The following is a 24,560-nucleotide window of genomic DNA, read 5'->3' as shown; positions in this document are numbered from 1 at the left end:
ACATGCTGCTTTCTCTCGAACCCCGTGGCCAGCAATCGCGCCTGATGCTGTGGTGCTCGCCATTGCTGGCGGCTGTCCTGACGTTGGGCTGTGGCTCGCTGCTGTTTATCGCGCTGGGTCATGACCCGTTGCTGACCTTGCACACGTTGCTGATCGCACCGATCAGCGACCTGTATGGCGTCTCCGAACTGCTGGTCAAAGCGCTGCCGATTCTGCTTTGTGCATTGGGTTTGGCGGTGGCGTACCAAGCACGAATCTGGAACATCGGCGCCGAAGGTCAGTTGCTGCTTGGCGCGCTGGCCGGCAGTGCGCTGGCGGTGAACATCATCGGCATGCAAACTCGCTGGGCGCTGGTGTTGATCCTGCTCGTCGGCACCCTGGCCGGTGCCGCGTGGGCCGGGCTGACAGCGTGGTTGCGCACGCGTTTCAATGCCAATGAAATCCTCACCAGCATCATGCTCAATTACATCGCCCTGAACCTGTTGCTGTTCTGCGTGCATGGGCCGCTGAAGGATCCGGCCGGGTTCAACTTTCCCGAATCAGCGATGTTCGGTGATGCCAGTCGTTTGCCGTTGCTGATGGAGGATGGTCGAGTCCACATGGGCGTGTATTTCGCCTTGCTCGCGTTGGTGGCGGTGTGGGTGTTGCTGCAGAAAAGTTTTATCGGGTTCCAGATCAAAGTGCTCGGGCTGGACAAGCGCGCAGCGGGGTTCGTCGGCTTTCGCGAGAAGCGGCTGATCTGGCTGGCGCTGTTGATCAGCGGAGGGTTGGCGGGGCTCGCCGGTGTGTGTGAAGTCACCGGGCCGATCGGCCAATTGGTGCCGCAGGTGTCGCCGGGTTACGGCTATGCGGCGATCACCGTGGCGTTTCTCGGGCGACTCAATCCCATCGGTATTCTGTTTTCCAGTCTGCTGATGGCGCTGCTGTACATCGGCGGCGAGAGCGCGCAGATGAGCATGAATCTGCCGCAAGCAATCACCCAATTGTTCCAGGGAATGATGCTGTTTTTCCTGCTGGCCAGTGACGTGCTGATTCTCTACCGACCGCGCTTGAACCTGCGCGGGTCCCGTCGTGCACAAGCCACCGCCGTACAAGCAGGAGCGCTGTGATGGATATCGATCTGCTGAGCAACATTTTCTACGCCATGGTCCGCTGCGGCACGCCGTTGCTGTTGGTGGCTTTGGGTGAATTGATCTGTGAAAAGAGCGGAGTCCTCAATCTCGGTCAGGAGGGGATGATGCTGTTTGGCGCGGTGATCGGTTTTATCGTCGCGCTGAACAGCGGCAACCTGTGGCTCGGTGTGTTGCTGGCGATGCTGGCCGGGATGCTGTTGTCGTCGTTGTTTGCGCTGGTGGCGCTGGTGTTCAACGCCAATCAGGTGGCCACCGGGTTGGCGCTGACGATCTTCGGTGTGGGCCTGTCGACCTTTGTCGGCGCGGCGTGGGTCGGTAAACCGCTGGCAGGTTTTGAGCCGGTGGCGATTCCTTATTTGAGTGAAATCCCGCTGATCGGGCGGATGTTGTTTGCGCAGGATTTGCTGGTGTACCTGTCGTTCGCGCTGTTTGCGCTGGTGGCCTGGGTGATTGTGAAAAGTCGCGTGGGGCTGATCATTCAGGCGGTCGGGGAAAACCCGGATGCAGCCAGTGCCATGGGCTTGCCGGTGTTGGGCGTGCGCACGCTGGCGGTGCTGTTTGGCGGGGCGATGGCTGGATTGGCCGGGGCTTATTTGTCGCTGGCCTACACGCCGATGTGGGCGGAAAACATGAGCGCCGGGCGCGGCTGGATTGCCTTGGCGCTGGTGGTGTTTGCCAGTTGGCGGGTGTGGCGGTTGCTGCTGGGGGCGTATCTGTTCGGACTCGCCAGCATCCTGCATTTGGTGGCGCAGGGGTTGGGGCTGGCGATTCCGTCGAGTCTGCTGGCGATGCTGCCGTATGTCGCGACCATTGTGGTGTTGGTGTTGTTGTCCCGGGATGCGCTGCGCACGCGGTTGTATGCGCCGGTGTCGTTGGGGAAACCGTGGCAGGCCGGGCATTAGTGGCTGGCCGGGCGGGCCTATTCGCGAGCAAGCCCGCTCCCACATTTGGACCGAGTCGAGCCTGGATTTTGTGATCAACCCACATCTACCGTGGGAGCGGGCTTGCTCGCGAAGGCGCCCTCACGGGCAACACCTGAACAACGCCCCACGCCAATTCAAAGATCAAGAAGATCACCAATATCGAACTGGCACCGTGGGCCAAGGCATAGAGCTGCCAAGCCGAAAACAGAAATCTGCCGACTGCGTCATACCGCCCATACACCTGCTGCGGATCACGAATCCGCAGCACCGCCCACACGCAGACAATCGACCCCAACAGATTGGCCATCAGCATGTGCATCGGCTCAAACGGCGGCAGCTCGCCAGGCAAATTGAACGCCTGACTCACACTCAACAAAACTCCATGTAACGCCGAAAAACTCCACGGCGTGACAAACGCCACCATGACGATCAAGTCATACCAGGCGCTACCCTTCACCAACTGGCGATATTGCGTTGAAGTCCACATCCGTCTTGCTCCATAAATTCAGGGAGCAACAAGGCTAAAGCCTGGAGTATGCTCCAGGGTCAAGCCCTCTCGAGACGTCATGATGCGCATCGGTGAATTAGCCCAGGCCAGCGCCGTCAGCCGCGACACGCTGCGCTTCTACGAGCAGCGCGGGTTGATTGCGGCGCAACGCAGCGCCAACGGTTATCGCGACTATCCGGCGGACATGGTGCAACTGGTGCTGTACATCAAGACCGCTCAGCGGCTGGGCTTTACCCTCGGCGAGATCGGTAACAGCGTCGCCGCGTTATGGCAGTCGCCCGATCCGGACAGCGCCGTCACGCAATTGCTGCAAGACAAACTCAAACTGATCGAAACCCGAATGGACGAACTCGGCGCGCTGCGTCAGGAGTTGCAGCAACGGCTCGGTCAACGTTGTCCATTGAATCCGTGATCCTCATTTATCAAGGAAGCCACTCATGTCTACGGCAAAAACCGCACTCATCATCGGCGCCTCCCGGGGCGTGGGCCTCGGTCTGGTGAAAACCCTGCTGGCCGACGGCTGGCAGGTCACCGCCACCGTGCGCAACCCGCAGAACGCCGAAGCCTTGCAGGCCTTGGGCACGGTGCGGATCGAAAAACTCGACATGGACGACCAGCAGGCGGTCATCGCCCTGAGCCAACAACTCAAGGGCGAAGTGTTCGACCTATTGTTCGTGAATGCCGGGGTCAAGGGGCCGGAGGTTCAGACACCGGGCGGCGCGACGTTGGCCGAGGTCGGTCAATTGTTCTTCACCAACGCCGTGGCGCCGATCAATCTGGCCCAGCGTTTTGTCGGGCAGATTCGTCCGGCTACCGGCGTGCTGGCGTTCATGAGTTCGGTGCTGGGCAGCGTGACCATGCCGGATGCGCCGGAGCTGGCGCTGTACAAGGCCAGCAAAGCCGCGCTGAACTCGATGACCAACAGCTTCGTCACTCAGTTGGGCGAGCAGAAACTCACCGTGCTGTCGCTGCATCCGGGTTGGGTGAAGACCGACATGGGCGGTGAAGGCGCTGACATCGATGTGGGCACCAGTACGCGCGGCTTGGTCGATCAGGTGAATGCGTACACCGGCAAGGGCGGGCATCACTTCGTGAACTACAGAGGCGAAACCATTCCCTGGTAAGCACCGCCGTCCCAATGTGTGTGGGCTTGCTCGCGAAGGCGGAGTGTCAGTTGACATCAATGTTGCCTGACACACCGCCTTCGCGAGCAAGCCCGCTCCCACAAGGTTATTTATCGTCCTGTCGGGCCGGGCTTGCTCCCAGCTTACTTTTGTTTGAAACTCCGCACCTCGTCCCCGCGACGACCCTGGATCAGCAGACAGGGTAATCACTGAGCTGGCTAACCTGAACCCAACTTTCAGAGGAGCCGGCCAACATGCCTGCGACCCGTACCTGGTTAAAAAATCCCCTCGCAATCTTCACTGCCAATGGTCTCGATGCCCGTGGCGGCCTGGTGCTGCAAGACGGTTTGATCGTCGAAATGCTCGCCGCTGGTCAGCAACCGTCTGCGCCCTGTGGACAAGTGTTCGATGCCCGCGAGCATGTGATCCTGCCGGGACTGATCAACACCCATCACCACTTCTATCAAACCCTGACCCGCGCCTGGGCGCCGGTGGTCAATCAGCCGTTGTTCCCGTGGCTGAAAACCCTCTACCCGGTCTGGGCCCGCCTCACCCCTGAAAAGCTCGCCCTCGCCAGCAAAGTCGCGTTGGCCGAATTGCTGCTGTCTGGCTGCACCACCGCGGCCGATCACCACTACCTGTTTCCGCAAGGCCTGGAAAATGCGATCGACGTACAAGTCGAAAGCGTTCGCGAACTGGGTATGCGCGCCATGCTGACGCGCGGATCCATGAGCCTCGGCGAAAAGGACGGCGGCCTGCCGCCGCAGCAGACCGTGCAGGAAGGCGAAGTGATTCTCGCCGACAGCCAACGCTTGATCGCCGAGTACCACGAGCGTGGCGACGGCGCGCAAATCCAGATCGCCCTGGCGCCCTGCTCACCGTTCTCGGTGACTCCGGAAATCATGTCGGCCAGCGCCGAACTGGCGAACAAACTCGACGTGCGCCTGCACACCCATCTGGCCGAAACCCTCGACGAAGAAGACTTCTGCCTGCAACGTTTCGGCTTGCGCACCGTGGATTACCTGGACAGCGTCGGTTGGCTCGGCCCGCGCACCTGGCTCGCTCATGGCATTCACTTCAACCCGGATGAAATCGCTCGCCTCGGTGCCGCCGGCACCGGTATTTGCCATTGCCCGAGTTCGAACATGCGCCTGGCTTCCGGCATCTGCCCGACGCTGGACCTGACGGCTGCGGGTGCATTACTGGGCTTGGGCGTGGACGGTTCGGCGTCCAACGATGCGTCGAACATGATGCTGGAAACCCGTCAGGCGCTGTACATTCAACGGCTGCGTTATGGCGCCGAGAAGATCACGCCGGAGTTGGTGCTGGGGTGGGCGACCAAGGGTTCGGCGCAGTTGCTGGGCCGTACCGATATCGGCGAACTGGCAGTGGGCAAGCAGGCGGATCTGGCGCTGTTCAAGCTCGATGAGCTGCGGTTCTCCGGCAGTCATGATCCGGTGTCGGCGTTGCTGCTGTGCGGCGCTGATCGGGCGGATCGGGTGATGGTCGGGGGCAAGTGGCGAGTGATCGATGGGCAGGTTGAAGGGCTGGATTTGAAGGGGTTGATTGCCGATCACAGCCAGGCGGCTCGGCAGCTAATCGCCGGTACCTGACACAACACAAATCAAAACTGGGAGCGAGCTTGCTCGCGAAGAGGGAGTGTCAGTCGACATTACTGTTGAATGACAAACCGCATTCGCGAGCAAGTCGAATCGTCGCACCGCCGCTCCCACATTGATTCTGTGGTGCGTTCAAAGCCCAAGCAGCGACAACATGATAAATGTCGCAAACAGCACAAAGTGGGTCATGCCTTCGATGGCATTGGTTTCGCCATCGTTGAGATTGATCGCGCTGACTATCAGGGTGAGGAAGACCATCACGGTCTGCACCGGGGTCATCGCCATCTGGAATGGCTGGCCGGTGTAAAGCGCCATTGCTTCCATCACCGGCACCGTCAGGATGACCGTCGACAGTGACGCGCCCATGGCGATGTTGACCACCGACTGCATACGGTTGGCCAGTGCCGCCCGCAACGCCGTCAGAATCTCCGGGGCCGCCGAGATCGCCGCCACCAGGATCGCCGTGATCACCGGCGGTGCGCCCGTCCCTTCCAGGCCCAGGTCGAGGGTTTTGGACATCACTTCGGCCAATGCGCCGATCACCACCACGCCGAACACCAATGTCCCAATACTCAACCCCAGATTGATGGGTTCAGGTTCTTCCTCCGGGACTTTCTTGCGGCGTTTTTCCGGGTAGCTGTAGCTGAAGAAATAACTGTGCGGCCCGACCTGCATGCGCAGGAACAGGGTGTAGAGCACGACCATCGCACCAATGGTGAACGCCGAATAGAGTTTCCAGCTGGCCTCGGGAATGAACTCCGGCACCACCATGGAAACGCCCATGGCGGTGAGGATCATCGCGCTGTAACTGCGCGCCGAGTCATCGTTGTAGGACTGTTCGCCATGCTTGAGCCCGCCCATCAACGCGGCCAGGCCGAGGATGCCGTTGATGTCGAGCATCACCGCCGAATAAATCGTGTCGCGCACCAGGGTCGGCGAGGCTTCGTTGCTCATCATGATCGCCAGGATCACCACTTCCACCAGCACGGCGGCCAGGGTCAGGATCATCGTGCCGTAGGGGTCACCGACTTTTTCCGCGAGCAACTCGGCGTGATGGGCGACGCGCATGGAGGCGGCGACGATGAAGGCGATCAGTACGAGGCCGGCGGTCAGCGCAATGGGTTGGCCGCTGTGCAGCATCCAGTGTTCCAGCGGATAAGCGACGACAGCGGCGATCACGGCCAGCAGCAGAAACTTTTCTTGCTTGAGGAGTGTGAGCATTGCGGGCCTTTTTGCCGTGTGAAGCGAAACCAGGGTGATGAGCTAATGACTGCGGGGCGGCGCTAACGTTTCGTTACACCTTAGCGCACCAGTGGATGGCAGCCGTGTCAGGCCATGCACTTTTATCGGCCTCAAGGGCCTCATCGCGAGCAAGCTCGCTCCCACATGACCTGCACAAATCCTGTGGGAGCGAGCTTGCTCGCGATGGCTGTTACGCGATCTCGAGCCATTTGTTGTCCTGTTGGTCAGTAATTTGCATTGGCCTTGCCAACCTCACAACACCATGGAGTTCGAATTCATGCACAAACGTCCGTTGAAGAAGCTGCTTTGCGCCGTCGCCGCAGCCATCAGTCTGAGCACCACCCTGACCGCCAGTGCCGCCGACCCGCTGAAAGTCGGCTTCGTCTACATCGGTCCGATTGGCGACCACGGCTGGACGTATCAGCATGAACAAGGGCGCAAGGTGCTGGCCGAGAAATTCGGCAACCAGATCACCACCAACTATGTGGAAAACGTCGCTGAAGGCGCCGACGCGGAGCGGGTGATTCGCAACATGGCCAAGGACAAGTACGACCTGATCTTCACCACGTCCTTCGGCTACATGAACCCGACGCTGAAAGTCGCCAAACAATTTCCCAAGGTGACCTTCGAACACGCCACCGGCTACAAGCAGGACAAGAACCTCGGCACCTACCTGGCACGCACGTATGAAGGTCGCTATGTCGGCGGTTTTCTCGCGGCGAAGATGACCAAGACCAAGAAGATCGGTTACGTCGCGTCCTTCCCGATCCCGGAAGTGATCCGCGACATCAACGCCATTCAACTGGCCCTGAACAAGTACAACCCCGGCACCGAGATCAAAGTGGTGTGGGTCAATTCCTGGTTCGATCCGGGCAAAGAGGCCGATGCCGCCAACGCGTTGATCGATCAGGGCGTGGACGTGGTGTTCCAGCACACCGACAGCCCGGCGCCGATCCAGGCGGCTGAACGTCGCGGCGTGTATGCCGTGGGCTACGCTTCGGACATGGCGCACTTCGGGCCGAAAGCGGTGCTGACGTCCATCGTCAACGACTGGGGCCCGCACTACATTCAGGCGACCCAAAGCGTGCTCGACCACACGTGGAAGTCGCAGGATTACTGGGGTGGTTTGAAGGAAGGTACGGTTGAGTTGCCGATCAGCGATCTGGTGCCAGCGCCGGTGAAAGCCGAGGCAGAGCAGATCATTGCCGACATCAAAAGCGGTGCTTTCCACCCGTTCACCGGACCGATCAAGGATCAGGCAGGCGTTGAGAAAATCGCGGCGGGTGCGACGGCCAGCAATGCGGAACTGGCATCGATGAACTACTACGTTGAAGGCATGAAGGCCGACATTCCGAAGTAACTGCTGCGCCACACACAATCCACTGTGAGCGGCGGTGCGACGATTCGACTTGCTCGCGAAGAGGGAGTGTCAGTCAACATTTATGTATCTGACACTCCGCCTTCGCGAGCAAGTCGAATCGTCGCACCGCCGCTCCCACAGTGGACTTTCAGCGTTCTTGAGGACTGCGCATGAACCAACTCCCGATCATCGACATCGCCCCGCTCTACAGCAATAACCCATCCGCCTGGCAATCAATCGCCACGCAAATCGACCATGCCTGCCGCAAGTGGGGCTTTTTCTATATCAAGGGGCACCCGATCAGCGCCGTGCGTATTAACGCCGTGCTCGACAGCGCCCAACGTTTCTTCGCCCTGCCCGCCGCCGAAAAACTCAAGATCGACATCACTCAAACCCGCCACCACCGCGGTTACGGCGCAATCGCCACCGAACAACTCGACCCGAGCAAACCCAGCGACCTGAAAGAAACCTTCGACATGGGCCTGCACCTGCCGGCCGATCACCCTGAGGTGCTGACGGAAAAACCGCTGCGCGGCCCCAACCGTCATCCGTCGATGCCCGGCTGGGAGTCGCTGATGGAGCAGCACTACGTCGACATGCAGGCCTTGGCCTTAACCCTGTTACGGGCCATAACCGTGGCGCTGGGCATCGAGCGCGACTTTTTCGACACCCGCTTCGTTGAGCCGGTCAGCGTGCTGCGGATGATTCATTACCCACCGCGCCACACCGCCAGTTCCGAAGAGCAGCAAGGCGCCGGCGCCCACACCGATTACGGTTGCATCACCCTGCTGTATCAAGATGCCATCGGCGGCCTGCAAGTGCGAAACGTTAAAGGCGAGTGGATCGATGCACCGCCGATCGACGGCACGTTCGTGGTCAACCTCGGCGACATGATGGCGCGCTGGAGCAACGACCGTTACCTGTCGACGCCTCACCGGGTGATCAGCCCGCTGGGCGTGGACCGTTACTCGATGCCATTCTTCGCCGAGCCGCACCCCGACACGGCCATCGAATGCCTGCCCGGCTGTCAGGATGAGCGGCACCTGGCAAAGTATCCGGCCACCACCTGCGCCGAATTCCTGCTCTCGCGCTTCGCCGAGACCTACGCCTATCGACGGGAACAGGAAGCGGTGTGATGAACCGGCTGGTCAGGTTTTGCTAATTGTTTCTACGGGCATCTGTAGAATGCTCGCCATCTGCACCTGATGAGAAAAGACTATGTACGACTGGCTGAACGCCCTGCCCAAGGCAGAACTGCACCTGCACCTTGAGGGTTCGCTGGAGCCCGAGTTGCTGTTCGCCCTGGCCGAACGCAACAAGATCGCCCTGCCGTGGAGCGACGTCGAGACCCTGCGCAAGGCCTACGCCTTCAACAACCTGCAAGAATTTCTCGACCTGTATTACCAGGGCGCCGACGTGTTGCGCACCTCTCAGGATTTCTACGACCTGACCTGGGCCTACCTGTTGCGCTGCAAGGCGCAGAACGTGATTCACACCGAACCGTTCTTCGACCCGCAGACCCACACCGACCGTGGCGTGCCGTTCGAAGTGGCGCTCAACGGCATCGCCGCCGCGTTGAAGGATGGCGAGCAGCAACTGGGCATCACCAGCGGTTTGATCCTGAGCTTCCTGCGCCACTTGAGCGAAGAAGAAGCTGAGAAAACCCTTACCCAGGCGCTGCCGTTCCGTGATGCGTTTGTCGCCGTCGGTCTGGACAGTTCGGAAATGGGTCATCCGCCGAGCAAGTTCCAGCGCGTGTTCGATCGTGCCCGTCACGAAGGCTTCCTGACCGTCGCCCACGCCGGTGAAGAAGGCCCGCCCGAGTACATCTGGGAAGCCCTCGACTTGCTGAAAGTCCAGCGCATCGACCATGGCGTGCGCGCCATCGAAGACGAGCGTTTGATGCAGCGGATTATCGACGAGCAAATCCCGCTGACCGTGTGCCCGTTGTCGAACACCAAACTCTGCGTGTTCGATCACATGTCTCAGCACAACATTCTCGACATGCTCGAGCGTGGCGTGAAAGTGACCGTGAACTCGGATGACCCGGCGTACTTCGGCGGTTATGTCACCGAGAACTTCGACGCGCTGTACACCCATTTGGGTATGACTCAGGATCAGGCCAAGCGTTTGGCGCAGAACAGCCTGGATGCCAGATTGGTCAAACCTTAAAGTCAAAAGATCGCAGCCTTCGGCAGCTCCTACAGGGTGTACACATAACCTTGTAGATACTCTGTTCACGGTCAAGCTTTCGCGAGATGTTTTTCGCTAAAAAGCTTGGCCGTATTAAATTCTTCTCCGGAGCGCATGCATGCCCATAACCCGGTTAGGTATTTGCGCATGACCGCACCGATGGCCTGCATTTTCTTCTTGCCGCGCGCTACCAGAGCCTCGTAGAAGGCCTTCACATTCTCATCACAACGAATTGCCGTCATCGCCGGCATGAACATCGCTGCGCGCAAGTAAGCATTACCGCATTTGGACATTCGCCCTGGTCGGTTCACGCTGGTGCCTGACTGGGTCAACCTGACATCCAGGCCTGCATAGCGGCTTACCTGCGCCGATTTAAGCGTTACCGGAAGGGTCGTCAGCTCAGCCAGTGCGGCGATGGCTGAGGCTTCTCCAACGCCGGGGGCCGCCATCATGCAGCGAAACTGCAAACTCAGATCCGGGCATTTGGCGATGGCATCACGTGCGGCTTTCTTCAAGCGATCAATCCGTGTGTCCAGCCCTGCAATCGCCTCTTTCTCATCCTCGATCAGCAGCTCCACACTCGTTTCTGTCGCTTGTAGCGCGTGTAATTCGTTTTTGGCTCGTGTTCGATGACCAATCAGCCGATTGATATGGCGGCCAATCGCACGCAGCGTCATTTGATCGGCAGTAGGCGCAACCCAAAGCCTGGGAGTCATGCGCTCGCCATATTCAGCCAGCAATTGAGCGTCTATCTGGTCAGTTTTGCTGTTTTGCAGCATCAATTTTGCAAAATTGTGGAAGCTTTTGGGGTTGATCACCGAGACCGGCAGGCCGGCGGCGTGCAACTCCAATGCAAGATCCAGGTAGTAAATGCCGGTGGCCTCCATGACCACGCTCAGCGGTTTGAGACCCAACATTTTTGTCACGGCAGCCTTACGTCCTTTGGGCGTGTGCTGAATATCCCACTGGCCTGATGTTCTACCGCTCTGCCGCCATCCCATGACAGACGTGCGCGCACCAATGTCTATGCCGACATGAGTATTCATGCTTTTCACTTCCCTGACTTTCGGTAAGATTGCTCCTGGTTCCCCCGACCTCGAACTTCATGCCACTGCAACCTTGTAATGCGAAGTCCGACTTGTCGGCTTCTCGATACTCTTCGTGGTGGGCAATGAGGCGGGGGGGCCTCTCTACAGACAAGGTCAGGAGCAAATCCTGCCTTCAGGAGCGATCGGCCTCCCCCAGAAACGCACTTGCTGTTGTATGAATCCTTGAGCGTAACCTCTCTCGTTGGAATCAAGGTCAACATACAAGGAGCTGCCGAAGGCTGCGATCTTTTTTGCATCTACCCCGCGGTGGCTTCGCTCAATTCCTCCAATGTCTTGCCCCGGGTCTCCATCCCGAACACCCACACCACCCCCGCCGCAATCGCAAAACACATCGCCCCCAGCGCAAACACCCCGCCCTGCCCGGTCATCGGGAACACCAGCCCGGTCACCATTGGCCCGAGCAACGAACCCACGCGGCCAATCGCCGAAGCGAAACCCGAGCCCGTGGCCCGCGCCGATGTCGGGTACAACTCCGGCGTGTAGGTGTAAAGCACCGCCCACATGCCGAACAGGAAAAACTGCATCAGCAGCCCCGATGCAATCAACAGGCTGACGTTGCCGCCAAATACCGCGCTCTGACCATACAGAAACGCCATCACCCCGCCGCCGAGTAACGTCACCACGCACACCGGTTTACGTCCCCAACGCTCCACCAGCCAGGCGGCCATCAGGAAACCGGGAATCCCGCCAAGGGAGATCAGCACCGTGTAATACACCGACTGGGTCACAGCAAAACCCGACTGCTGCAGCAAGGCACTGAGCCAGGACGTCAGGCCATAGAAACCCAGCAAGGCGAAGAACCAGACACTCCAGATCATCATCGTGCGCTGGCGATACAGCGGCGACCAGATCTGCCGCAACGCGGAAAAGAAGTTGCCCGGCGTACTCGCCACTCGCGGCAAGCGAATCGGCGCGGGCAACTCCGAACGCCCCAGAGATGCCCGGACTCGATCTTCGATGCGCAGCAAGACCTTGTCTGCCACGTCATGGTGCCCGGCCTGTTCCAGCCAACGCGGTGATTCGGGAATGAAAAAGCGAATCGCCAGGACAAACACCGCCGGCACCGCCAACACCAGAAAGATGTCTCGCCAGCCAATCACCGGCAGCAGGAAGTACGACAGTACGCCGGCGGCGACGAAACCCAGCGGCCAGAAACCATCCATCAGCGCAATGTAACGCCCGCGACCTTTGGCTGGAATCAGCTCCGAGAGCATCGACTGAGCGATGGGAAACTCCATGCCCATGCCGATCCCCAACAGGATTCGAAACAACGTCAGCGTTTCGACGTTCTGCGCCGTGGAGCACAGGTAGCTGGCGATCCCCCACAACACGATGCTCCACTGGAACACCGGTTTGCGGCCGAAACGGTCGGCCAGCATGCCGGACAGTGACGCCCCCACAACCATGCCGAAAAAGCTCGAACTGGCCAGCAACCCGGCCTGTGCCGTGCTCAGGCCGAACTCGGTTTTGATCGAGCCGAGCAGGAAGGTCATCATCGCCAGGTCCATGGAGTCGAAGAAAAACGCCAAGGCAATGATGATGAAAATGATCCGGTGATAACCACTGATGGGCAACCGTTCCAGTCGTTCTGCCGCGCTGAAGCCTCGTGTTTCCATGCCACATCCCCCCAATCCGAAAGTCCCCGGACGAGTGTGCGCGATAGCTGCTGGGGGTTACTGCCGGATGCGACCTGTTCGCAGCTCTGAGCGACGCCCGAAGCTTCGGACGTCGATCTCGATGCGTCTACAACGCCATTTCCAGCTCGGTTTCTTTGGCGAATCGATGGATTTCACGCTGCCCCGCGGCGGTGATCTGCAAGGCTCGCGAATCGTTGGGCAAGCTCAACCAACCTGACTGCATGAACAATTGCAGCAACGCCGCACCCAGCGATCCGCCCATGTGCGGGCGTCTTTCGCTCCAGTCCGGACAAGCGCAGGCGACTCGGCTGTTGCGATGAGCCAGCGCCTGGATGAACACACCCCGTGTCGCCAATTGCGTGGCGCCCTTGTGGGTGATCATGACCCGCTGATCGAACTGTTCGATCCAGCCTGCATCCAGCAGACGCTGGTAAAGATCGGCGGCAAGGGTGCCGCCCAAATGGTCGTCGCAAAGCCTGGCGCGCAAGAGTGACGAAGGCGCCGCCTGAGGTTTGGCGAGGGGGGGCGTGCGCTTGAAAACGTCCGGGATTTCCCGAGGCGTGCTGGCCAGGGTGGCGCTGGCCAGTGCCTCTATCGCGGCACCCACTTCAGGCGCGGCAAGACGGAAGAACCGCTTGCGGCCGCGGAATTCGACTTTCAACAGACCTCCGGCGGACAAACGCCCCAGATGCGCACTGGCCGAAGACGGTGACAGGCCGGCCAACAAGGCCAGCTCTTCGGTTTGCCGTGCCGAGCCGTCCATCAAGGCCCACATCATTGCGCTGCGCTTTGGGTCAGCCAGCAACGTGGCGATCTGGCTGATGCAAGGTGCATGTTCCATGTATTCACTCCCTGTTGAATCGTTTCGTCTACTGCTCAGAGACATCTTGACCAGTAATGTGTCGTCGGCCAAGGCGTGGAAACCGCCATAAACCGGGCAAAGCCGCCCAATCGCACAGGCCATTGCTTCGCAGGTTTCGCAAAGCCGCGGCGATTGACCATGGGGCCTGGCTGACTCGGACGTGGACTCGCCATGGCGAGATCGACGGTGCGTACATGAGGCGAGCGCTAGTATAGGCGGGTTAACCGCCGGTTCCTGCCCTTGGGAAACCATTGGTGGTGATAGTTCCTGAGTGAAATTTCGCTATTTGCCTGCGACTAATGATCGGGGCCCGATAACGTCGGAAATTGGCTACTCAAACGGGCGCAACGGCTGGCGAGCATTTCCCGCAAAAGGTTCACCGGCTTACTCAATTGTGCGCGATGGGCGCACAGCAAATTCAGCGGTGCGCGCTCACAGAGCAGTTCCGGCATGAGCACTTTCAATCGACCGGCCAGCACATCGGCCGCGACATCGAGCCAGGATTTGTAGGCGATCCCGGCACCTGCCACGGCCCACAGACGGACGACATCGGCATCATCGCTGAAACGATCACCGCTGACGGTCAGGCTGACCTCGCGTTTGCCGTCGTGGAAACTCCAATGATCGTGGACCCGGCTGCCGAGCATGAACAGCAGGCAGTTGTGCTGAGCCAGTTGCTCCAGTTGCCGAGGCTCGCCATGCCGGGCCAGGTAACTCGGAGCGGCACAGAGGACGCGGCGGTTCTGCGGGGCGATGGGCAGCGCCACCAGGCTTGAGTCTTCTGGCTCGCCGTAACGCAGGGCGATGTCCACCGGTTGGCGGAACAGGTCGGCGATGCGGTCGCCCAGCAGCAAACGCACCGTGAGTTTCGGATGTTCACGCTGAAACTCGTCCAGCCAGGGCAGCAGCAGGTTGCGGCCAAAGTCCGAAGGCGCCGAGAGCTGCAAAATCCCGCTGACCTGGTCCTGACCGCTGGCCAATAAACGGCGGCCCTCATCGAGATTGCTCAAGGCGGCCCGAGCGTATTCGAGAAATCCCTCACCTTCAGCGGTCAGCCGCAGGCTACGGGTAGAACGGGCGAGCAACCGGGCGCCGAGCTGCTGTTCGATACGCTTCAACGCCGCACTGGCTACCGCGGCCGACATGTCCATCCCGCGCGCCGCTGCTGACAGACTGCCCAGGTCCGCCGCCCGGACAAACAACTGCAAGTCATCGAAACGCAGCATTGTTCAGCCTCGATTATCAAAAAAATATTGAAAGAGACTGCTCTTTTAGCGGGTTTTATCTTGCAGAGAAATAGCCAATCATCCGTCCCATCGAATTCATCCCGTTCCCGGAGCCGAACATGTCCCAGCCTTTCACCGCTATCGCCACCCTCATCGCCAAAGCCGGCCAGCAGGACGCCCTCGAACAGCATCTGCGAGCGCTGCTGGAACCGACCCGCGCCGAGGCCGGTTGCGGTCAATACGACTTGCACCAGGACCTCGCCAATCCTCATGCCTTCTACATGATCGAAAAATGGAGCAGTGACGAAGCCCTGCAAGCCCATGACGCCAGCGCGCATATCCAGAACTTCCGCGCCAAGGCTGGCGACTTTCTCGAACACTTCGACCTCAAGCGCCTGCGCTCCATCGTCTGATCTGCCTTCTTTATTACTTCTCAGGAGCCCGTATGAAAGCCATTGCCTACTACGCCTCGTTGCCAATCAGCGACGAAAAATCTCTGCAAGACATCGAACTGCCAGAACCGGTTGCCGGCCCGCGCGACCTGTTGGTGGAAGTCAAAGCCATCTCGGTCAACCCGGTGGACACCAAGGTCCGCCAAAACGTCCAGCCTGAAGCGGGCGCGCCGAAAGTGCTGGGCTGGGACGTGGCCGGTGTGGTCAAGGCCGTTGGCAGTGAAGTCACGCTGTTCAAGGCCGGCGACAAAGTGTTCTACGCCGGGTCCATCGCCCGCGCGGGCGGCAACAGCGAGCGGCACGTGGTAGACGAGCGGATCGTCGGCCATATGCCGAAAACCCTCGGCTTCGCCGAAGCCGCCGCGCTGCCGCTGACCGCTATCACCGCCTGGGAATTGCTCTTCGAACGTCTGCAAGTGCGTGAAGGCAAGACCGATGAGGGCCAGAGCCTTTTGATCGTCGGTGCCGCTGGCGGTGTGGGGTCGATCCTCACGCAATTGGCCAGCCAGCTCACTGGACTGAAAGTCATCGGCACGGCTTCCCGCCCGCAAACCCAGAGCTGGGTTCGTGAGCTGGGTGCCGACCTGGTGATCGATCACAGCCAACCGTTGAGCGAAGAGCTCAAACGCGCGGGTGTCGATCAGGTGACCCACGTCGCCAGCCTGACCCAAACCGATCACCACCTGGATCAATTGGTCGAGGCACTGGCGCCGCAAGGCAAACTGGCCCTGATCGATGATCCGAAGGCGCTGGACGTGACCAAGCTCAAGCGCAAGAGCCTGTCGCTGCACTGGGAGTTCATGTACACCCGCTCGCTGTTCGAAACCGCAGACATGATCGAGCAGCACACATTGCTCAACCGCGTGGCTGAGCTGATCGACGCCGGGACGCTGAAGACCACGGTCGGCGAGCACTTCGGGACCATCAACGCGGCGAACCTGCGCCGTGCCCATGAGCTGCTCGAAAGTGGTAAGTCCAAGGGCAAGATTGTGCTTGAAGAGTTCTAAAGATCAAAAGATCGCAGGCTGCGCCAGCTCCTACAGGGATTTGTGTACGACCTAAACTTGCGGACTGTACGCAGATCCCTGTAGGAGCTGGCGCAGCCTGCGATCTTTTGCCGTCAGTCCGAGAGTTGACCCTTGTCACAATTGCGATCGTATTCGGGTCTACAATCGAGGCTCTGCGGCACAATCGTTTACGTGACATCTTTTACGAGAGGAGAGATCAGCAATGAAGATCCTGATAAAAGAATTGGCAAAATCCCAGTGGCAAGTCCGTCTTGACCAACACGCCGTGACGTTCCGCAGCGAAGCCGAGGCCCGCGCCTTCACCCGCACCCTCGAAGCGCGACTACAAGCACCTCATCAAATTGTTGACCGCCAGCAGCGTGCCGCTGGCTGAGTCCGCCCTCAGACCTGGGCTTGCGCCAGCGCCCGGGCATTTTGCAAACGCCGGGTGAGCATCGCCACGCTCACCACCAGAACTCCGCACAGGCTGATGACCATGGCCATCGGCATGGCGCTGCCATCGTGTAAAACACCCACCAATGCTGCTGCCCCGGCGGCGACGCTGAATTGCAGGCAACCGAGCATCGCCGATGCACTGCCGGCCCGCGCGCCCTGCCCGTTCATGGCGCAGGCCGAGGCGTTAGGCAGGATGCAACCGAGGCTGGCGATACAGACAAACAGCGGAATCAGCAACGGCCATAGCTGCGCGGTGTGCAACGAACTGACGGCCAGCAGCGCCAGACCGGCGCCGACGTAGATCCACACGGTGCGCACCAGCAGAAAAGCCGGACCACGCTTGGCCAGCAATCGCGCGTTGAGCTGCGCCACCAGAATGAAACCCGCCGCGTTGGTACCGAACAGCCAGCCGAAATGCTCGGGCGGCACGCCATACAGCTTGATGAAGACGAACGGTGAACCGGCGATGTAGGCAAACATCCCGGCGATGGCGATGCCACCGGTCAGGGCGTGGCCGAGGTAGACCGGGGCCGACAACAGTCGACCGTACTGACGTAACGCCCCCGACAACGGTTGACGCGGCACATGGGCCGGCAGACTTTCCGGCAGCCCGAGCGCCACGGCCAACCCTGCCAGCGCACTGAAACCGGTCAACACGAGAAAGATCGACTGCCAGCCCGTGGTGTTGACCAACAGCCCACCCAGCATGGGCGCAAGAATCGGCGCCAGGCCCATCACCAGCATCAGCTGCGAAAAGACCTTCGCCGAACCCACCGCATCGCATTTATCGCTGACAATCGCCCGCGCGATCACCATCCCCGCGCACCCGCCCAACGCCTGAACGAAACGTGCGCCGATCAGCCATTCGAGGTTCGGCGCATAGGCACAGGCCAGAGAGGCCGCAGTGAACAGCCCGACACCGGTCAGCAAGGGAATGCGGCGCCCAAAACGATCTGCCACCGGGCCGTAAGCCAGTTGACCGATGGACAAGCCAAGGAAATACGCCGCCAGGGTCAGCTGAACGTGTTTTTCATCGGTGCCGAAGGCGAGCGCCATCGCCGGGAAGGCCGGCAGATAGAAATCGATCGCCAGCGGACCGAAGGCGCTCAAGGCGCCAAGAATCAAAATGGAACGGAAATTCATCAGGCATCCAGTTGGACAGGGTCGGCAGCCCCACAGTCTAGCCGCGCATGGACGCCTTGAACATTCCGTTAGGTCGCTAACTATTAAAAACCACTGAATGAATGCAAAACCTGTGGGAGCGGCGGTGCGACGATTCGACTTGCTCGCGAAGACGGTGTGTCAGACAACGTTGATGGCGACTGACACACCGTCTTCGCGAGCAAGCCCGCTCCCACATGGAATTGTGTTTGGACTCAGGCGACTTTCGCCTCGTAACCTTCTTCGGTGATCACCGCGATTACCTGATCCGCCGACAAAGCGCTCTCGACGCCGACTTCTTTCGCGGCCAGATCGATACGCACGCTGGCCGCAGGATCCTTGGCTTGCAGCGCCTGGGTGATGGTTTTGACGCAGTGACCGCAGGACATGCCTTGAACGTTGAACACTTGCATGGGATGACTCCTTTCGTGAAGTTGTGTGCAGTCTCGAGCTTGCCATCATGGCAAGGTCAAGTTCTGAAGTGAGCTGCCGGGCTGGCAATCGGCGTCGTGCTCGGCCAAGCTGCGTCCATCAATGACTCGACATCAGGAGATTCAGCCATGCGCTGGTCAGCTCTCAGCCTGTTTGGCTTTCTCAGCCTATTTGCCGCGACACCTTCAGTTCAAGCCGCCGGGGAGGACTATGGCGTACTGATCATTTCCCGCGAGCGCCTGGAAGTCGCGACCTCCTGCGAGATCGGCGTGTACATTCACGATCAGCTGTCGGCGCGGTTATTCCAGGAACAAAGCACCTCGTTCAACCTGCCGCCGGGCAATGTGTCCTTGCGCCTTAAGTTGCTGCCGGGCCAGGCGCCGGGCTGCAACCCGGGCATGCTCGCACCGGGTTCACAGAACATCACGCTCAAGGCCGGTGACGTGTTGAAGTTCCGGATTGCGATGACGCAGGAAGGGATGTACCTCAAGCCTGCGGCTCTCGAATATTGAGTCGCCGGTAAAAAAAGATCAAAAGATCGCAGCCTCGTTGCACTCGACAGCTCCTACAAGGTTTCGTATCCCTGTAGGAGCTGTCGAGTGCAACGAGGCTGCGATCTTTTGATCTGAGACATGGCGCTTGACCTTGCCAGCATGGCAAGGTTGATCCTGTAGTCATCTTCTACAGGGAGCGTGACCGATGTCCGAATCCACCACTTTCGATCTGCCGATTGCCGGCATGACCTGCGCCAGTTGCGCCGGGCGTGTCGAGCGTGCCTTGAGCAAAGTCATCGGCGCCTCTGCCGTCAGCGTCAACCTGGCCACCGAACAGGCCCGGGTTCAAGCACCCAGCGACAGCCTGCCGGCCTTGATGGATGCGGTGCAGCAGGCGGGTTACAGCGTGCCGCAGCAGAGTCTGGAATTGAGCATCGACGGCATGACCTGCGCCTCCTGCGTTGGCCGAGTCGAACGAGCGCTGGCCAAGGTGCCGGGAGTCAAAAGTGTCAGCGTCAACCTGGCCAACGAACGCGCCCATCTTGAGCTGCTCGGCCAGATCGATCCGCAAACCCTGATCGGTGCAGTGACTAAGGCAGGCTATAACGCCAGTGTCTGGGAAGTCGAACACCCGCAAGCCGATAATCAGCAACAACGCCTGCACCGCGAGCGTTGGGCCTTGATCATGGCGATCGTCCTCGCCTCGCCGCTGGTGCTGCCAATGCTGCTGCAACCGTTCGGCGTGCACTGGATGCTCCCGGCCTGGGTGCAATTCGCGTTGGCCACGCCAGTGCAATTCATCTTCGGTGCACGCTTTTACGTCGCTGCCTGGAAAGCCGTGCGCGCCGGTGCGGGCAACATGGATTTACTGGTCGCGCTGGGCACCAGCGCCGGTTATGGCTTGAGTCTCTATGAATGGGCCACCGCCGCCGGGCGCATGCCGCACCTGTATTTCGAAGCCTCGGCGGTGGTGATTGCCTTGGTGTTGTTGGGCAAATACCTGGAAAGCCGCGCCAAACGCCAGACCGCCAGTGCCATTCGCGCCCTCGAAGCCTTGCGCCCGGAGCGGGCGATTCAGGTGATCGACGGCCGCGAGCAAGATGTCGCCATCAGCGCCTTGCGTCTGAATGATTTGGTCATGGTCAAGCCCGGCGAACGCTTCCCGGTGGACGGTGAAGTGGTCGAAGGCCAGAGCCACGCCGACGAAGCGCTGATCAGCGGTGAAAGCCTGCCGGTGCCCAAACAACCCGGCGACAAGGTCACCGGCGGCGCGATCAATGGCGAAGGCCGGTTGCTCGTTCGCACCCTGGCCTTGGGCGCAGAAACCGTGCTCGCCCGCATCATCCGCCTCGTCGAAGACGCTCAAGCCGCAAAGGCGCCGATCCAGAAACTGGTGGATAAAGTCAGCCAGGTGTTCGTGCCCACGGTCCTGTTGATCGCGTTGGCGACCTTGATCGGTTGGTGGTTGTACGGCGCGCCGATGGAAACGGCGCTGATCAATGCTGTGGCGGTATTGGTGATCGCTTGCCCGTGCGCCCTGGGGTTGGCCACGCCGACAGCGATCATGGCCGGCACCGGCGTGGCGGCGCGCTACGGGATTCTGATCAAGGACGCCGAAGCGCTGGAGCGTGCCCATGAAGTCAGTGCTGTGGTATTCGATAAGACCGGCACGCTGACTTCGGGTACTCCGCGCATCGCTCATTTGAGCGCAATCAACCATGACGAAGCTGCGCTGCTGCAAATGGCCGGCGCCCTGCAACGCGGCAGCGAGCATCCGCTGGCCAAGGCGGTGCTGGACGCTTGCGCCGAGCGCGGTTTGACGGTGGCCGATGTTACCGACAGCCAGTCCCTGACCGGCCGTGGCATCGCGGGCACTCTCGACGGTCGTCGATTGGCGCTGGGCAATCGTCGTCTGTTGGAAGAGAGCCGCTTGAGCGCCGGTGAATGGGCGGACTCCGCCACCGCGTGGGAAACCGAAGGCCGGACCCTGTCCTGGCTGATCGAGCAAAGTCCCGAACTTCGAGTGCTGGGCCTGTTCGCTTTCGGTGACACCCTCAAACCCGGCGCGCTGCAAGCCGTGCAACAACTCAACGCACGCAACATCAGCAGCCACCTGCTGACCGGCGACAATCGCGGCAGTGCCAAAGTGGTTGCCGAGGCGCTGGGCATCAAGGATGTCCACGCCGAAGTACTGCCGGCGGACAAAGCCGCCACCGTCGCGGAACTGAAAAAAACCGGCGTGGTAGCAATGGTCGGCGACGGCATCAACGACGCCCCTGCCCTGGCCGCCGCCGACATCGGCATCGCCATGGGCGGTGGCACCGACGTTGCGATGCACGCGGCCGGAATCACCCTGATGCGCGGCGACCCACGGCTGGTGCCAGCGGCGCTGGAGATCAGCCGCAAGACCTACGCGAAGATTCGTCAGAACCTGTTCTGGGCCTTCGTCTACAACCTGATCGGTATTCCGCTGGCAGCCTTCGGTTTCCTCAACCCGGTGCTGGCCGGTGCGGCCATGGCGTTGTCGAGCGTCAGTGTGGTGAGCAATGCGCTACTGTTGAAAACCTGGAAACCCAAGGATCTGGAGGACAACCGATGAACATCGGCCAAGCGGCCCGCCAAAGCGGCCTGAGCGCGAAGATGATCCGTTATTACGAATCCATCGGCTTGCTCAAGGCCGCCCATCGTACCGACAGCGGCTATCGGGTTTACGGCGACGACGACCTGCACACCCTGGCGTTCATCAAGCGCTCCCGGGACCTGGGGTTCTCACTGGAAGAGGTCGGCAAACTGCTGACCCTCTGGCAGGACCGCCAACGAGCCAGCGCCGACGTGAAGGCCCTGGCCCGTCAGCACATTGATGAACTGAACCAGAAAATCCGCGAACTCGGTCAGTTGCGCGACACGCTGCAGGACCTGGTCGAACACTGCCACGGTGATCACCGTCCCGACTGCCCGATCCTCAAGAACCTGGAGTCGGGCTGTTGCGCACAACCCGCTCGCCCCTGATTGCCAGCCCCTTCACCACCAACAAGGTGGTGAGGGGAATCCCGTGAAACAACAGCACCACGGCACCCGGCGCCCACCATGAATAGAACGGCGCGGCGATCAGCATGCCGATGCCGAACCCGGTCATTTGCAGCAGCGTCAGGAAGCTGAAAATCGGCAGGCGCAGGCTGTCCGGTTCGCGCTGCAGGCGCGACATCAGACCGACCTCCGAGAAGCCGTCGCCGAGACCCGCCGGCAGCGCGAACAGCAGTAGCCCGTAAAGGGTCTGTTGCTGAAACATCAGGATGAAGCCGCAGGACATCAGCAACACACCAAAGAAAAATCGCCGCTCCAGGTTCACGTTATCAGAGCCTTTCAGTCGGCTCGCGATGCGCGCGCCGATGAGTTTTCCGCTGGCCCAGACCGCCAACATCAGGCCCAGCGTGGTGCTGGCCGACTCGGGCGTCAGCAGTCTGGAAATGATCGGAAACCCCACGTTGTGCGCGGCACTGCCCAGGGTGTCGGCCATGGCCACCGAGAGCATCGCCGCCACCACCGGTGTACTGCGCAGGCCCTGGAGCAGGGCCGCCCATTCACCACGTTCACCGGTTGGCTCGGCACTGGGCGCAGGTTTTGAAAAGCGCAGCGGCAAGATGAACAACGCGGCCAGCAGATAAGTGACCACGTTCAATGCAAACACTGTTTCAAAGCCGAATGCCGCCACCAATAGCCCTGACACCAGACTTCCGCCGACCATGGCTGCCGACGACGCCGAGGTGATCCAGGCGTTGGTCTTGAGCAGGTGTTCGCTTTCGATCAAGTGCGGCAACTGACTGTTGAGGCCGATGGCGAACATCGAGTTGCCGAATCCCAGACCGAAAGCGATCACCGGTAACAGCAGCATCTGCTGTGCGACAGGTAGCACCAGCAGCAGGCCCAGCAGCCCGGCGCGCAACAGGTCGAAGGCAATCAGCGGCGGGCGCCCGGCCCAGCGGCGATAAAAAGTCGTGCCGATGAGGCTGGCGAAGATCCCACCCGCCACGCGGCTGGCGAGGAAGATGCCGACGCTCATGGCGCTGTTGCTGAGCAGGTAGACGTAAGTAGCCAGGGCGACCATGTTGAGAAAGGCGCCGAAGTCCGAGACCAGACGGGCGGTGATGATGAGTTGGGCGTTGCGAGGGGATGCGGTGTTCACATTCAATCCTTGAGTGTGGGGAGCAGCAGGGAGAACACAAAATTCTGTTACACCAAAAATCTACTGTGGGAGCGGGCTTGCTCGCGAATGCGGTAGATCAGTCGACATTGATGTTGAATGACACACCGCATTCGCGAGCAAGCCCGCTCCCACACTGGTTCTTCGGTGTTTGGAGGATTCGGGGCAGGCATCTAAAAAAACCCGGCCGAAGCCGGGTTTTTCGTTAACCAATCACTGCATCCAGGGCGGAGGCGGCTCTTCGGTTTTGCCCGGTGGCGCGTCATCTGCCGCGCGCACCGCTTGCTTGCGCTCTTCATCAAGGCGTGCCGCCTCGATCTCGCGCATGATCCCGCCAACATCGGCCAACTCTTCCGGCTCATCGAACTCGCCGGTCAAAATGCTGGCCGGGTGCAAGGTGCCGGCTTCGAACAGGGCCCACATTTCCTTGGCGTACTTGGTCTTTTTCAACTCCGGCGCAAACCGCCCGAAGTAGGACGCCATGTTGCCCACATCCCGTTCCAGCATGCTGAACGCGTGGTTGTTGCCCGCCGCGTCGACCGCTTGCGGCAGGTCGATGATCACCGGGCCGGTCGGGGTCAGCAGTACGTTGAACTCCGACAGGTCACCGTGCACCAGACCGGTACACAACATCAGCACGATCTGCGAAATCAGGAACGCGTGATACTCGCGCGCCTGATCCGGTTCCAGCACCACGTCGTTCAGACGCGGCGCGGCATCACCGTACTCATCGGCCACCAGTTCCATCAGCAGCACGCCTTCAAGGAAGTCGTAAGGCTGAGGAACCCGCACGCCAGCACCGGCCAGACGGAACAATGCCGCCACTTCGGCATTTTGCCAGGCGTCTTCGGTTTCTTTCTTGCCAAACTTGGAGCTCTTGGCCATCGCTCGAGCCTGACGGCTGTTGCGCACCTTGCGGCCTTCCTGATACTCGGCCGCCTGACGGAAACTGCGTTTATTCGCCTCCTTGTAGACCTTCGCGCAACGTAACTCGTTGCCGCAGCGCACCACATAAACAGCTGCTTCTTTACCACTCATGAGTGGGCGCAGCACCTCGTCGACCAGACCGTCCTCGATCAGGGGTTCAATGCGTTTTGGAGTCTTCATCAGCTTTTATTGGGGGTCCTTTATTACCAAACACGCGAAAGTCATTCGTTATACGGCAATCCACTCATTCGGGGGAGGGGTTGCCGACCTATGAACGTTCCAGTGACGGTCAAGAAGCACACAATGTGCCGGTTTAATCGGTCAACAACCGCAGGTCGTCATCGGCCGTCACAGATCATAGCTGACCCTGCGTCACTTGTTGCTGAAGGGCTAAGCGGGTATTTGCGACAGAAGCTGACATCTCGATTCATCCCCTTCGTAGGATTTTTCTTAATAGGCCTCAATTTCCGCCTCGGCCAGCCGAAGTCATCAGA

Annotated in this window: 24 protein-coding genes; 14 read left to right on the top strand and 10 right to left on the bottom strand. The window is 60.2% G+C overall.

Annotated features, from left to right (window positions below):
- Positions 1-2 precede the first annotated feature (2 nt).
- Positions 3-1,109, top strand: a complete 1,107-nt coding sequence (locus ACMXYH_RS04465) for an ABC transporter permease (protein ID WP_134418731.1) — start codon at positions 3-5, stop codon at positions 1,107-1,109.
- Positions 1,109-2,035: an ABC transporter permease gene (locus tag ACMXYH_RS04460; RefSeq protein ID WP_134418730.1), complete on the top strand. Its 927-nt coding sequence runs from the start codon at positions 1,109-1,111 to the stop codon at positions 2,033-2,035. Before ACMXYH_RS04465 ends, ACMXYH_RS04460 begins: the two co-directional genes overlap by 1 nt.
- An 85-nt stretch (positions 2,036-2,120) precedes the next feature.
- On the opposite strand, the gene ACMXYH_RS04455 is transcribed toward ACMXYH_RS04460, so the two are convergent.
- Entirely contained in the window at positions 2,121-2,543 is a 423-nt protein-coding gene (locus ACMXYH_RS04455; RefSeq protein ID WP_415766421.1) for a hypothetical protein, read from the bottom strand.
- Between the two features lie 82 nt (positions 2,544-2,625).
- On the opposite strand from ACMXYH_RS04455, the gene ACMXYH_RS04450 reads away from it, so the two are divergent.
- From ACMXYH_RS04450 to ACMXYH_RS04440, 3 genes are all read left to right on the top strand, one after another.
- Entirely contained in the window at positions 2,626-2,976 is a 351-nt protein-coding gene (locus ACMXYH_RS04450) for a MerR family transcriptional regulator (RefSeq protein WP_129445079.1), read from the top strand.
- Positions 2,977-3,001: 25 nt separating this feature from the next.
- Positions 3,002-3,688: an SDR family oxidoreductase gene (locus ACMXYH_RS04445; protein WP_415766419.1), complete on the top strand. Its 687-nt coding sequence runs from the start codon at positions 3,002-3,004 to the stop codon at positions 3,686-3,688.
- Between the two features lie 254 nt (positions 3,689-3,942).
- A complete protein-coding gene (locus ACMXYH_RS04440) occupies positions 3,943-5,301 on the top strand; it encodes an 8-oxoguanine deaminase (RefSeq protein WP_134418728.1) in 1,359 nt (452 codons plus the stop codon).
- Positions 5,302-5,439: 138 nt separating this feature from the next.
- On the opposite strand, the gene ACMXYH_RS04435 is transcribed toward ACMXYH_RS04440, so the two are convergent.
- Positions 5,440-6,528 (bottom strand): calcium:proton antiporter, encoded by a 1,089-nt coding sequence (locus tag ACMXYH_RS04435; protein WP_129438732.1) that lies wholly within the window; start codon positions 6,526-6,528, stop codon positions 5,440-5,442.
- Positions 6,529-6,826: 298 nt separating this feature from the next.
- On the opposite strand from ACMXYH_RS04435, the gene ACMXYH_RS04430 reads away from it, so the two are divergent.
- The 3 genes from ACMXYH_RS04430 to ACMXYH_RS04420 all read left to right on the top strand — a co-directional run bounded on the left by ACMXYH_RS04430 (position 6,827) and on the right by ACMXYH_RS04420 (position 10,081).
- Complete coding sequence (locus tag ACMXYH_RS04430) at positions 6,827-7,909, top strand: BMP family ABC transporter substrate-binding protein (protein WP_415766418.1); 1,083 nt, start codon at positions 6,827-6,829, stop codon at positions 7,907-7,909.
- A 170-nt stretch (positions 7,910-8,079) separates the two neighbouring features.
- On the top strand, positions 8,080-9,045 hold the full coding sequence (locus tag ACMXYH_RS04425) for a 2-oxoglutarate and iron-dependent oxygenase domain-containing protein (protein WP_415766417.1): 966 nt from the start codon (positions 8,080-8,082) through the stop codon (positions 9,043-9,045).
- Positions 9,046-9,127: 82 nt separating this feature from the next.
- Entirely contained in the window at positions 9,128-10,081 is a 954-nt protein-coding gene (locus ACMXYH_RS04420) for an adenosine deaminase (RefSeq protein WP_415766416.1), read from the top strand.
- Positions 10,082-10,152: 71 nt separating this feature from the next.
- Here ACMXYH_RS04420 and ACMXYH_RS04415 read toward each other — a convergent pair whose 3' ends face one another.
- From ACMXYH_RS04415 to ACMXYH_RS04400, 4 genes are all read right to left on the bottom strand, one after another.
- Positions 10,153-11,148: an IS110 family transposase gene (locus tag ACMXYH_RS04415; RefSeq protein WP_415765780.1), complete on the bottom strand. Its 996-nt coding sequence runs from the start codon at positions 11,146-11,148 to the stop codon at positions 10,153-10,155.
- Positions 11,149-11,447: 299 nt separating this feature from the next.
- Positions 11,448-12,827 (bottom strand): MFS transporter, encoded by a 1,380-nt coding sequence (locus tag ACMXYH_RS04410; protein WP_415766415.1) that lies wholly within the window; start codon positions 12,825-12,827, stop codon positions 11,448-11,450.
- 127 nt (positions 12,828-12,954) lie between these two features.
- Complete coding sequence (locus tag ACMXYH_RS04405) at positions 12,955-13,689, bottom strand: ArsR/SmtB family transcription factor (RefSeq protein WP_129438742.1); 735 nt, start codon at positions 13,687-13,689, stop codon at positions 12,955-12,957.
- Positions 13,690-14,006: 317 nt separating this feature from the next.
- Positions 14,007-14,936: a LysR family transcriptional regulator gene (locus tag ACMXYH_RS04400; protein ID WP_129438744.1), complete on the bottom strand. Its 930-nt coding sequence runs from the start codon at positions 14,934-14,936 to the stop codon at positions 14,007-14,009.
- A 119-nt stretch (positions 14,937-15,055) separates the two neighbouring features.
- Here ACMXYH_RS04400 and ACMXYH_RS04395 point away from each other — a divergent pair, with 119 nt between their 5' ends.
- From ACMXYH_RS04395 to ACMXYH_RS04385, 3 genes are all read left to right on the top strand, one after another.
- Positions 15,056-15,349 (top strand): putative quinol monooxygenase, encoded by a 294-nt coding sequence (locus ACMXYH_RS04395; RefSeq protein ID WP_134421269.1) that lies wholly within the window; start codon positions 15,056-15,058, stop codon positions 15,347-15,349.
- A 32-nt stretch (positions 15,350-15,381) separates the two neighbouring features.
- The gene (locus tag ACMXYH_RS04390; protein ID WP_415766414.1) at positions 15,382-16,395 is read left to right on the top strand and encodes a zinc-binding alcohol dehydrogenase family protein; all 1,014 of its coding nucleotides are present in this window, start codon (positions 15,382-15,384) and stop codon (positions 16,393-16,395) included.
- A 223-nt stretch (positions 16,396-16,618) separates the two neighbouring features.
- On the top strand, positions 16,619-16,789 hold the full coding sequence (locus tag ACMXYH_RS04385; protein ID WP_415766413.1) for a hypothetical protein: 171 nt from the start codon (positions 16,619-16,621) through the stop codon (positions 16,787-16,789).
- A gap of 8 nt (positions 16,790-16,797) precedes the next feature.
- On the opposite strand, the gene ACMXYH_RS04380 is transcribed toward ACMXYH_RS04385, so the two are convergent.
- Positions 16,798-17,994 carry a multidrug effflux MFS transporter gene (locus ACMXYH_RS04380; protein ID WP_415766412.1) on the bottom strand — a complete coding sequence of 399 codons (1,197 nt, stop codon included), beginning with the start codon at positions 17,992-17,994 and terminating at the stop codon, positions 16,798-16,800.
- Positions 17,995-18,227: 233 nt separating this feature from the next.
- Positions 18,228-18,425 carry a heavy-metal-associated domain-containing protein gene (locus ACMXYH_RS04375; protein ID WP_415766411.1) on the bottom strand — a complete coding sequence of 66 codons (198 nt, stop codon included), beginning with the start codon at positions 18,423-18,425 and terminating at the stop codon, positions 18,228-18,230.
- A 147-nt stretch (positions 18,426-18,572) separates the two neighbouring features.
- Here ACMXYH_RS04375 and ACMXYH_RS04370 point away from each other — a divergent pair, with 147 nt between their 5' ends.
- From ACMXYH_RS04370 to cueR, 3 genes are all read left to right on the top strand, one after another.
- Positions 18,573-18,956, top strand: a complete 384-nt coding sequence (locus ACMXYH_RS04370; RefSeq protein WP_046044720.1) for a hypothetical protein — start codon at positions 18,573-18,575, stop codon at positions 18,954-18,956.
- A gap of 187 nt (positions 18,957-19,143) precedes the next feature.
- Entirely contained in the window at positions 19,144-21,537 is a 2,394-nt protein-coding gene (locus tag ACMXYH_RS04365) for a heavy metal translocating P-type ATPase (RefSeq protein WP_415766410.1), read from the top strand.
- Positions 21,534-21,947 carry a Cu(I)-responsive transcriptional regulator gene (cueR, locus tag ACMXYH_RS04360; RefSeq protein ID WP_008156539.1) on the top strand — a complete coding sequence of 138 codons (414 nt, stop codon included), beginning with the start codon at positions 21,534-21,536 and terminating at the stop codon, positions 21,945-21,947. Before ACMXYH_RS04365 ends, cueR begins: the two co-directional genes overlap by 4 nt.
- Here the strand turns inward: cueR and ACMXYH_RS04355 are convergent.
- Positions 21,901-23,121 (bottom strand): MFS transporter, encoded by a 1,221-nt coding sequence (locus tag ACMXYH_RS04355; RefSeq protein ID WP_415766409.1) that lies wholly within the window; start codon positions 23,119-23,121, stop codon positions 21,901-21,903. The genes cueR and ACMXYH_RS04355 overlap by 47 nt on opposite strands.
- 231 nt (positions 23,122-23,352) lie before the next feature.
- On the bottom strand, positions 23,353-24,246 hold the full coding sequence (locus ACMXYH_RS04350) for a PA4780 family RIO1-like protein kinase (RefSeq protein WP_415766408.1): 894 nt from the start codon (positions 24,244-24,246) through the stop codon (positions 23,353-23,355).
- Positions 24,247-24,560: the final 314 nt, after the last annotated feature.

Source organism: Pseudomonas frigoris, from assembly GCF_047758635.1.
Taxonomy (GTDB): domain Bacteria; phylum Pseudomonadota; class Gammaproteobacteria; order Pseudomonadales; family Pseudomonadaceae; genus Aquipseudomonas; species Aquipseudomonas frigoris.
The sequence above is the reverse complement of the archived record's forward strand: the minus strand, read 5'-3'. Positions and strand labels throughout refer to the sequence as shown.

What these genes read in the sequence shown, in the direction of transcription:
- ACMXYH_RS04465 (WP_134418731.1), top strand. Translation starts at nt 3, where the DNA reads ATGCTGCTTTCTCTCGAACCCCGTGGCCAGCAATCGCGCCTGATGCTG.
- ACMXYH_RS04460 (WP_134418730.1), top strand. Translation starts at nt 1,109, where the DNA reads ATGGATATCGATCTGCTGAGCAACATTTTCTACGCCATGGTCCGCTGC.
- ACMXYH_RS04455 (WP_415766421.1), bottom strand. Translation starts at nt 2,543, where the DNA reads ATGTGGACTTCAACGCAATATCGCCAGTTGGTGAAGGGTAGCGCCTGG.
- ACMXYH_RS04450 (WP_129445079.1), top strand. Translation starts at nt 2,626, where the DNA reads ATGCGCATCGGTGAATTAGCCCAGGCCAGCGCCGTCAGCCGCGACACG.
- ACMXYH_RS04445 (WP_415766419.1), top strand. Translation starts at nt 3,002, where the DNA reads ATGTCTACGGCAAAAACCGCACTCATCATCGGCGCCTCCCGGGGCGTG.
- ACMXYH_RS04440 (WP_134418728.1), top strand. Translation starts at nt 3,943, where the DNA reads ATGCCTGCGACCCGTACCTGGTTAAAAAATCCCCTCGCAATCTTCACT.
- ACMXYH_RS04435 (WP_129438732.1), bottom strand. Translation starts at nt 6,528, where the DNA reads ATGCTCACACTCCTCAAGCAAGAAAAGTTTCTGCTGCTGGCCGTGATC.
- ACMXYH_RS04430 (WP_415766418.1), top strand. Translation starts at nt 6,827, where the DNA reads ATGCACAAACGTCCGTTGAAGAAGCTGCTTTGCGCCGTCGCCGCAGCC.
- ACMXYH_RS04425 (WP_415766417.1), top strand. Translation starts at nt 8,080, where the DNA reads ATGAACCAACTCCCGATCATCGACATCGCCCCGCTCTACAGCAATAAC.
- ACMXYH_RS04420 (WP_415766416.1), top strand. Translation starts at nt 9,128, where the DNA reads ATGTACGACTGGCTGAACGCCCTGCCCAAGGCAGAACTGCACCTGCAC.
- ACMXYH_RS04415 (WP_415765780.1), bottom strand. Translation starts at nt 11,148, where the DNA reads ATGAATACTCATGTCGGCATAGACATTGGTGCGCGCACGTCTGTCATG.
- ACMXYH_RS04410 (WP_415766415.1), bottom strand. Translation starts at nt 12,827, where the DNA reads ATGGAAACACGAGGCTTCAGCGCGGCAGAACGACTGGAACGGTTGCCC.
- ACMXYH_RS04405 (WP_129438742.1), bottom strand. Translation starts at nt 13,689, where the DNA reads ATGGAACATGCACCTTGCATCAGCCAGATCGCCACGTTGCTGGCTGAC.
- ACMXYH_RS04400 (WP_129438744.1), bottom strand. Translation starts at nt 14,936, where the DNA reads ATGCTGCGTTTCGATGACTTGCAGTTGTTTGTCCGGGCGGCGGACCTG.
- ACMXYH_RS04395 (WP_134421269.1), top strand. Translation starts at nt 15,056, where the DNA reads ATGTCCCAGCCTTTCACCGCTATCGCCACCCTCATCGCCAAAGCCGGC.
- ACMXYH_RS04390 (WP_415766414.1), top strand. Translation starts at nt 15,382, where the DNA reads ATGAAAGCCATTGCCTACTACGCCTCGTTGCCAATCAGCGACGAAAAA.
- ACMXYH_RS04385 (WP_415766413.1), top strand. Translation starts at nt 16,619, where the DNA reads ATGAAGATCCTGATAAAAGAATTGGCAAAATCCCAGTGGCAAGTCCGT.
- ACMXYH_RS04380 (WP_415766412.1), bottom strand. Translation starts at nt 17,994, where the DNA reads ATGAATTTCCGTTCCATTTTGATTCTTGGCGCCTTGAGCGCCTTCGGT.
- ACMXYH_RS04375 (WP_415766411.1), bottom strand. Translation starts at nt 18,425, where the DNA reads ATGCAAGTGTTCAACGTTCAAGGCATGTCCTGCGGTCACTGCGTCAAA.
- ACMXYH_RS04370 (WP_046044720.1), top strand. Translation starts at nt 18,573, where the DNA reads ATGCGCTGGTCAGCTCTCAGCCTGTTTGGCTTTCTCAGCCTATTTGCC.
- ACMXYH_RS04365 (WP_415766410.1), top strand. Translation starts at nt 19,144, where the DNA reads ATGTCCGAATCCACCACTTTCGATCTGCCGATTGCCGGCATGACCTGC.
- cueR (WP_008156539.1), top strand. Translation starts at nt 21,534, where the DNA reads ATGAACATCGGCCAAGCGGCCCGCCAAAGCGGCCTGAGCGCGAAGATG.
- ACMXYH_RS04350 (WP_415766408.1), bottom strand. Translation starts at nt 24,246, where the DNA reads ATGAAGACTCCAAAACGCATTGAACCCCTGATCGAGGACGGTCTGGTC.